The organism is Imhoffiella purpurea (assembly GCF_000585215.1).
Taxonomy (GTDB): Bacteria; Pseudomonadota; Gammaproteobacteria; order Chromatiales; family Chromatiaceae; genus Imhoffiella; species Imhoffiella purpurea.
This window is the reverse complement of sequence record NZ_AONC01000048.1, coordinates 25,527-32,737: the sequence shown is the minus strand read 5'-3', so window position 1 is coordinate 32,737 and position 7,211 is coordinate 25,527. Positions and strand designations below refer to the sequence as shown.

8 protein-coding genes are annotated in these 7,211 nt (G+C 63.2%); 3 read left to right on the top strand and 5 right to left on the bottom strand.

Translation table 11 applies throughout. From position 1 onward, the window contains the following. Together D779_RS15375 and D779_RS15370 are read left to right on the top strand one after the other, a co-directional pair. Nucleotides 1–633 (top strand): hypothetical protein (locus D779_RS15375; protein ID WP_198295733.1); only part of this gene is annotated, 633 nt, incomplete at its 5' end. Beyond that, nucleotides 623–2,689, top strand: a complete 2,067-nt coding sequence (locus D779_RS15370) for a TonB-dependent receptor (protein ID WP_081763551.1) — start codon at nt 623–625, stop codon at nt 2,687–2,689. The genes D779_RS15375 and D779_RS15370, both read left to right, overlap by 11 nt. Before the next feature lie 74 nt (nt 2,690–2,763). On the opposite strand, the gene D779_RS15365 is transcribed toward D779_RS15370, so the two are convergent. The 3 genes from D779_RS15365 to D779_RS15355 all read right to left on the bottom strand — a co-directional run bounded on the left by D779_RS15365 (nt 2,764) and on the right by D779_RS15355 (nt 5,088). Continuing rightward, complete coding sequence (locus D779_RS15365) at nt 2,764–3,141, bottom strand: hypothetical protein (protein ID WP_232424210.1); 378 nt, start codon at nt 3,139–3,141, stop codon at nt 2,764–2,766. A gap of 307 nt (nt 3,142–3,448) precedes the next feature. After that, the gene (locus D779_RS15360) at nt 3,449–3,952 is read right to left on the bottom strand and encodes an NUDIX hydrolase (RefSeq protein ID WP_043755733.1); all 504 of its coding nucleotides are present in this window, start codon (nt 3,950–3,952) and stop codon (nt 3,449–3,451) included. Continuing rightward, on the bottom strand, nt 3,949–5,088 hold the full coding sequence (locus D779_RS15355; protein ID WP_043755732.1) for a glycoside hydrolase family protein: 1,140 nt from the start codon (nt 5,086–5,088) through the stop codon (nt 3,949–3,951). Before D779_RS15355 ends, D779_RS15360 begins: the two co-directional genes overlap by 4 nt. A gap of 276 nt (nt 5,089–5,364) precedes the next feature. On the opposite strand from D779_RS15355, the gene D779_RS15350 reads away from it, so the two are divergent. After that, a complete protein-coding gene (locus D779_RS15350) occupies nt 5,365–5,892 on the top strand; it encodes a flavodoxin (protein ID WP_043755730.1) in 528 nt (175 codons plus the stop codon). Between the two features lie 113 nt (nt 5,893–6,005). Here D779_RS15350 and fur read toward each other — a convergent pair whose 3' ends face one another. After that, on the bottom strand, nt 6,006–6,425 hold the full coding sequence (gene fur, locus D779_RS15345; protein WP_043755727.1) for a ferric iron uptake transcriptional regulator: 420 nt from the start codon (nt 6,423–6,425) through the stop codon (nt 6,006–6,008). A 410-nt stretch (nt 6,426–6,835) separates the two neighbouring features. Continuing rightward, nucleotides 6,836–7,114 (bottom strand): hypothetical protein, encoded by a 279-nt coding sequence (locus tag D779_RS15340; RefSeq protein WP_043755725.1) that lies wholly within the window; start codon nt 7,112–7,114, stop codon nt 6,836–6,838. Between the last annotated feature and the right edge of the window lie 97 nt (nt 7,115–7,211).

Sequence of the window (7,211 nt, the reverse complement as noted above, 5' to 3'; positions counted from 1 at the left end):
GGCGAGCCGGTGCGCTGGGGCTATTTCGTCCTCGGACTGGCGGGCGCCTTTCTCTTCTACTCGGGCAATCTGCTGTGGATCGAGAGCCGGCGCCGCTCGCTCGCGCGGGCGCGGGATGGATCGGGCGAACACATCGCCCAGCGGCGCGACACCCGAATCATGGCGGCGCTCACCGTCGGAGTCGGCCTCGGCTGCATCGCCGGACTCTCGCTGGCGATCGCGCTCGGCAAGCTGCTGCACGGCCAAGTGACGCATCCAGGCCCCTGGCTGTGGCTCGGCTACTACGCACTCTTTCTCGGCGCGGTCCTCTGGGCACTGCGCCAGGGCGCGGCCCGAGCCGCCGCGCCTCTACTGCTGGTCTCGGCCATGGCGACCCTCTGCATCCCGCTCGCCAGCCTGCTGATCGCCCAGGTTCCCCTATCCCAGCTGTTCGTCCGCAGTGGCGATGCGGTCGTCGCCGTCGATGCGGTCGCACTCTGCGCCGCGCTCGGACTCCTCTGGATGGCCTGGCTCGCCCGCCGCCGTGCGCGAAAGGGAGCGACGGACAGCGTCTGGTCGCTGAGCGAGCCGAGTCCGCTGCAACCGAACTTCACAGCCATCCACCAACATCGAGAATCCATCCATGGACAATAGCCATCTTCCCGCAGACCGCGTCCGTCTCCAGCCCAGGCGGCTCCTGACCGGACTGACGCTCGCCTCGCTCGGACTGACCCTGGGTCAGGCCGCCGCCCAGGGCGATGAGACCAGATCGAATGCCGTGCTCTCCGAGATCGTCGTCACGGGCGAGAAGAGCGAGCGCTCGATCGAGGATACGGGCTCGAGCGTGGAGGTCTTCGACGCGGCCAGGATCGAGTCGATCCCCAACGCGACCGAGGTCCGGGATCTGCTGAGGGTGACGCCGAACGTCGTCGATACCGGCATCGGCAACAACCTGCCGACGATTCGCGGCATCGACGGCTCGGGACCGACGCGCGGCGCCTCCGCCTTCCTGGCCGGATCGCGCCCCCGGCTCAACATGTCGGCGGACGGCCGATCCTTCACCTACAACGAGGTCGCCTTCGGCCTGCGCTCGCTGTGGGACATCGACCAGGTCGAGGTCTTCCGCGGCCCGCAGAGCCATATCCAGGGCCGCAACGCCATCGGCGGCGCCATCGTGCTGAACTCCAAGGACCCGACCTTCCACTGGGAGGCCGCCGCCAAGGGGGCGGTCGGCGAGCAGAGCAGTTCCCAGACGGCGGCCATGCTCTCCGGCCCCATCCTGGATAACGAGCTGGCGTTCCGGGTCAGCGTCGACCGCCAGAAGCGGACCAGCTTCGTCGACTACATCAGCTACGAGCCGGTCGACAATCCGCGCCGGATCGAGGCCAGCACGGCCCGGGCGAAGCTGCTGTACGAGCCATCAGCGCTTCCGGGCCTGTCCAGCATGGTCACCCTCAACTATCTCGAGACCCGCGCCCCGCAGAACGAGACGCTGATTCCGCCGGCCGGCCAGGAAAGCGCCCGCTTCGACCCGCGCAAGCCCGTGTTCTCGACCCGCTCCACCAGCGGGATCTGGGATCTATCCTGGGACGCCTCCAGCGCCCTCAGCTTCGAGAACCAGCTGATCTACACGGAATTCTCCAACCATCGCCTGGCCGCGCTCGACCTGCCCTACGCCGACATCGAGGGCGACGAGATCCAGGCCGAGCCGCTGGTGCGGTTCCGCTCGGACGACGAGCGCATCCGGGGTCTCGCGGGCCTGAGGTTCTTCCACAGCCACCAGGACGAGTTCGTCAACATCTTCGGCGGCAGCACCTTCGAGGACGAGACCCAGACCACCTCGGCCTTCGCCGAGCTGACCTATGCGCTCCGCCCCGATCTCAACCTCACAGTGGCCGGGCGCTACGAGCAGGAGCACAGAGAACGCACCGGCGGCAGCAGCCGGGCGGCGATCGACTTCGACGAGACCTACAGCGCTTTCCTGCCCAAGCTCGACCTGGCCTGGAAACCGCTGGCGGGAACGACGGTCGGCGCGACCGTCGGCCGCGGCTACAACGCCGGCGGCGCGGGCGTGACCTTCGGCTCGCCCGTCGTCAGCTACACCTTCGATCCCGAGTACGTCTGGAGCTACGAGCTCTACAGCCGCCACCGCCTGCAGGACGGCCGGCTGGAGCTGACCTCCAACCTCTTCTTCAACGACTACCAGGACATGCAGCTACCCTACTATCTGGGAACCAACTCGACCGTGATCCGCAACGCCGACACGGTCCACACCTATGGCGCCGAACTGGGCGCGCGCTGGCTGCCGCTGTCGGGGCTCGAACTGACCGGCGCCTTGGGGCTGCTGAAGACCGACATCGAGAGTTTCTCCGAGAGCGGGATCGCCGGCAACGAGCTGCCCCGTTCGCCCTCGCTCACGGCCAACCTGGGCGCGACCTATGCGTTCGGACAGGGATTCGAGATCGGCGGCGACCTCCAGTTCACCGATACCTACTACTCCGGCTACGACAACGACCTCGACGGCGAAATACCCTCCCACTGGCTCGCCAACCTCCAGCTCGCCTACAACTTCGACGGCGGCCGGGTCAGTCTCTACGCCCGGAATATCTTCGACTCCGACGACTGGGTCATGGTCGTCGACAACGACACCAGCTCGCCCATCGTCCAGCAGCCCAGGCTGGTCGGGGCCTCTGTCGAGCTGTATTTCTGACAGAGAGAATCGGAACCGGCCCCATCGATTTTCCACAGCTGAAGACCGCCCGGTGGCAAAGCAAATAAGGGAGACTATCGGGATGACATGCGACCCGAGGCACCCGTCGCATCGGCCAGCTGCTGGAGCTGCTCCTGGGTCAGGACATCCTGGAAGATCCGCAGTGCATCGATGTGCAGATCCGCCATCTCGCGCTTGATCCGGCTCAGCTCGTCGAGTTCCGCCGCAAGGGCCTCGCTGTCCTTGCCCTGCGTCATGACGCCGCGACGAACGCGGTTCTGCAGCTCCCAGGCACGCTGCATGCGCGGATGCATCTCGGGCGGGAAGACCGCGAACAGCTCCTTGTCCAGACGCTCGCGCTGCTCGGTCGTGATACCGAAGCGCTCGGGATCCTTGCGGATCGCCGACATGGGATGCGGCAGCTCGACCAGCTCGGTGACCTTGAACCGCATCTGAGGTTCGTCCGCGTGCGCCAGAGCGAACGGCACGACGAAGGCAAGAAGTGAAAGGGTTGTGTTCAGTCCTGTGCGCATGAGATGACCTACGGCGAATAATGGAAGCGAAGACGCTCCGACCGGATGTTCGGAAGACTCGAACGGAGCAGCCAATTATACGCTTACGATATTCATTCTCAATTGCGAAACCAGAGATAAACGTTCAGTGACCGAAGGCGGGAGGGTCCCTCGAAGGCAAAAAGAGATCTTCCCCCGACTCTGGAGAGGAGCATATCGAAACCGACCGAGCTTCAGAGTCGCTCGTCTAGGTTTCGACCGAATCCGAACAGAGTCCTATCGCCGCCGCGAGATGAGGCGTGGTCTTGTGCTCGCCGATCAGCGATCGGACCCGGTCCGTGCCCAGGAACCGGCCTGCCTCGCTGTGATCGGGATTGAGGTACGGGATCTCCTCGGCCCGGGTCAGAAAAACGCTCATCAACTCGTTCTCGATCGCATCCTGAACGTGGCTTCGGCCTTTGGGCGCCAGGGGCGTTTCCAGCCCCAGGAAATCCCTCAGCGCCCGCCGTGCCGTGTCATCCAAGGTCTCGTCGTGGAAGACGTGGTCCCCCACGGACGAGGTCCAGACACCTGGGTAGAGTTCCAATGAAGGACTCCGCTCGCGGACATAGACCTCTCCGGCCCGATTGAAAACCAGGATGTGCACCGAGCGATGCAGCAGTCCACGCTCGTGGATCTTCTGGGACGGCAGGGTCCGCAGGACGTCGCCCTGCTCGTCCACCACGTCCAGATCCATTCCGAAGTCGCTCATGGCGTCGTCCCTCCCGCGTCTGGTCCGATGGGCGTCAGACAGGGTTCCAGGATCTGCTCGAACGCGAAGCGTGGGGTGTCGCCCTCCCAGTCGACCGGGACGATCGGTGTCCCCGTCAGTGGATAGGGGGTGTCCTCGGAGAAGAAGGCCACGGCGGCGTAGCGGTCCTCGCCCGGATATTTGAAGACCGTCGGGGCATAGATCTTGTGGCCGTAGATCCAGTCCGTATCGCCGTACAGGTTCTTCCAGGGACCCGTGAGGGAATCCGCCACGTAACCGCGATACACGGCCTCCTTCTCCTCGTTGTCCGGTTCTTCGGGGTGCAACTGGGTGGAGACGAAGAGGTAATAGCGGCCCTTGTTGTGGATCATGTAGGGCACTTCGAGCTGATGATAGTAGTTGGGCAGATCCAGTGCCGGCTGTAGCTCCCAATGAGACAGGCCGTCGTCGGTCGCGATGGCATGTCCCACTGTCGGGACGGTTCCCTTGGCGGGATCCTTTTTCTTGGCCGAGAAGAACATGTGCCAGCGGCCGGTCTGCGGATCCTGCAGCAGATTGGGATCGCGCCAGGCCATGATGATGCCGTCGTCGTCCGAGATGTCGTAGTTCAGCGTCTCGCTCGGGCTGAGAATCATCTCCGGCGGACAGAAATTGAAGCCGTTCAGCGAGCGCGAAATACCGATGCGCTGCTTCCAGCCCTCTTTCCGGCTGCGTCCGGTGACCAGCATCAGGAATTCCTGCCTCCCCTCGCGACTGCGCGCGAGAATGCTGCTGGTCCAGATGACGTGATCCGGCCAGACCTCTCCCTGATTGGCCATGATGGTCGGCCCCATGTCCTGCCAGGATCGTCCGCCGTCGCTGGAGATAGCGTGACGGATGAAGGCGTGCTGGTGGCGTTCGTTGGGGGTGTACTCGATGGAGGCCGAGAGGGCATAGCGGTGCAGAACGCCATCCAGTTCGAAGATCCAGCTGTCCCAGATGTATTGTCCCGGCACCGAGTAGATACCGTCGGGCAGGAGATGGGGGCTTTGGTGGGCGATCGTCTGGCTGTGATCGTAGTCGGGAATGTGAATGGAGGGTCCGCCGTGCAGTTTCATGATGCTGCCTCCCGGATCGGGTTTCTGGAAGATACGCATGGAGCGTCGAAATCGACGTACACGGAACATTATGGTCGAGATCCCACGGAAAAGATCCGTCCACTATCCCCATGACGCAGGATAGCGCTCTCCCTTGATTCACTACCCTTCGGTCTGCGGCTCGGACGACTCGGTTCCGGACACCAGGAACACCGGTTGGCGTCCACCCGGTCTTCAAAAGTCCATCGACTGGGTTTATAGTTAACGCTAATCGTTATCGTTTAATTTAGTCCCAATCGACGGCACGCTTCCAAACGACCAAATAGGGCCACAACCATGAGCAAGATCGGACTCTTCTTCGCAACGGACACGGGCAATACGCGCAAGATCGCCAAGCGCATCAAGAACGATCATTTCGAGCCAGGCGTGGTCGAGATCTGCAACTTCGAGAAGGCCACGGCCGAGATGATCGAGGGCTACGATTCGCTCATCTTCGGAACACCGACCGTTGGAGACGGAGAGTACCCCGCCGCGCTCGAGGATTTCCTGCCGCAGTTCGAGGACGTCGATCTTCGGGGCAAGAGAATCGCACTCTACGGCCTGGGCGATCAGGTCGGCTATCCGCAGGAATTCGTCGACGCGCTCGGGATGTTCTACGAGGAACTGGCGTCGCGCGGCGCCGAGATCCTCGGCTTCTGGCCGAACGAGGGATACGACTACGAGCTCTCGCGGGCGGACATGGGCGACGGCCGTTTCTGCGGCCTGGTGCTGGACCTGGACAATCAGTCCGAGCTCACCGATGCCCGTCTCGCGGCCTGGATCGCCGATATCAAGCCGGTCCTGTTGGGTGCCGATCCTTCATAGTCAGTCCCTTCCGAAAGGATTCTTGTCGAGACTTCACGGCTTGCCGAAGACCGACTCATCATCGGACGTCAGGCAAGCCGATACGCATCTCGGATGCGAGGTGCGGAAGACGGTCAGGAGTTACGCTGACAGCTGGGGCAGATCCCGTAGATGACGAGCGAATGGTCTTCGGTCACGAAATTGTGCTCGTCGGCTACGGCCGCTTGGCGCCTCTCGATCTTGGGGTCGACGAACTCGACGATACGCCCGCAGCGGGTGCAGACCAGATGGTCGTGATGCTCGCCCCGGTCGAGTTCGAAAACGGCCTGGGCATTGTCGAAATTGCGCCGGCAGACGAGACCTGCGCTCTCGAACTGGGTCAGAACGCGGTAGACCGTGGCGAGACCGATCTCGGCCTCTTCGGCGAGCAACTCGCGGAAGACGTCCTCGGCCGTCATGTGCCGCTTGGCGTTGCGCTCGAGGATGCCCAGGATCTTGGCCCTGGGGACCGTCACCTTGAGACCCGCTTCTCTGATCTGCTCGCTTTCCGACATGATGCTCCAGTACCCAATTGCACAGCCCTCGATCCAGCTGAACGAGGCATTCCGACGACGAGAATCCCGGTCGCGAGGCAGGCAGAATGCCGGTCGCGGACCTTGGATGGATAGCAGCCACGGGGCGCAGGATACCGGCTTTTCGGCCCAGCGGCATTATCGCGATCCGTTCCCGCCCGCCCAGGAGCGACCGATGCGGGGCTCAGACAGACGCTCGAACCACTGGATCGACAGGCCGGATCAGAGGCCCGGAGGATACCGAGCCGCTCCGCGCGGCTTCGCCTGTTCCAGGCGCGTTTTGCACCGACCCCTGATAGAACAGCAGCCCAAGTATCGAGGCGACAAGAATGATGGCCGGAATCAGACTGCCTCCGAGCGTGCCGGCTCGGACGATCCGGGTGCCTGACACGCTAGGCCGCGAGCGCATTTTGACCGACTCCACGTCTGTGCTGCTCGGCGAGCCAGCGCCAATGGGACACGAATCCACTCAAGGCGGATTGCTGGTCGCGATTCGATGCGTTCTCGGGATGCAGAGCCAGTGCCTCGAGGTGCCGTACCACGGACTCCGCCAGATCCAGGGTGCACTCGCGGGAGTAGGAACGGATCAGCTCGCCCAGTCTGAGCTCCAGTATGCTGGGCTCCAAGCAGCCGAGGTCGGCCGCCTTCAAGTGCTCGATCGTGTGCTGCATCGTGAGATCTCCGAGTTCCAGATATAAACAAGAACGATTCTTGTTTAGATTAGAACCTTTACTCCTCTCCGTCAAGACGGCCCACCAGGAAACGCGG

Bases quoted from the DNA above. Each gene is read 5' to 3' on its own strand.
- fur (WP_043755727.1), bottom strand. From the start codon at position 6,425: ATGTCGGAAAGCGAGCAGATCAGAGAAGCGGGTCTCAAGGTGACGGTC.
- D779_RS15365 (WP_232424210.1), bottom strand. From the start codon at position 3,141: ATGCGGTTCAAGGTCACCGAGCTGGTCGAGCTGCCGCATCCCATGTCG.
- D779_RS15350 (WP_043755730.1), top strand. From the start codon at position 5,365: ATGAGCAAGATCGGACTCTTCTTCGCAACGGACACGGGCAATACGCGC.
- D779_RS15360 (WP_043755733.1), bottom strand. From the start codon at position 3,952: ATGAGCGACTTCGGAATGGATCTGGACGTGGTGGACGAGCAGGGCGAC.
- D779_RS15370 (WP_081763551.1), top strand. From the start codon at position 623: ATGGACAATAGCCATCTTCCCGCAGACCGCGTCCGTCTCCAGCCCAGG.
- D779_RS15340 (WP_043755725.1), bottom strand. From the start codon at position 7,114: ATGCAGCACACGATCGAGCACTTGAAGGCGGCCGACCTCGGCTGCTTG.
- D779_RS15355 (WP_043755732.1), bottom strand. From the start codon at position 5,088: ATGCGTATCTTCCAGAAACCCGATCCGGGAGGCAGCATCATGAAACTG.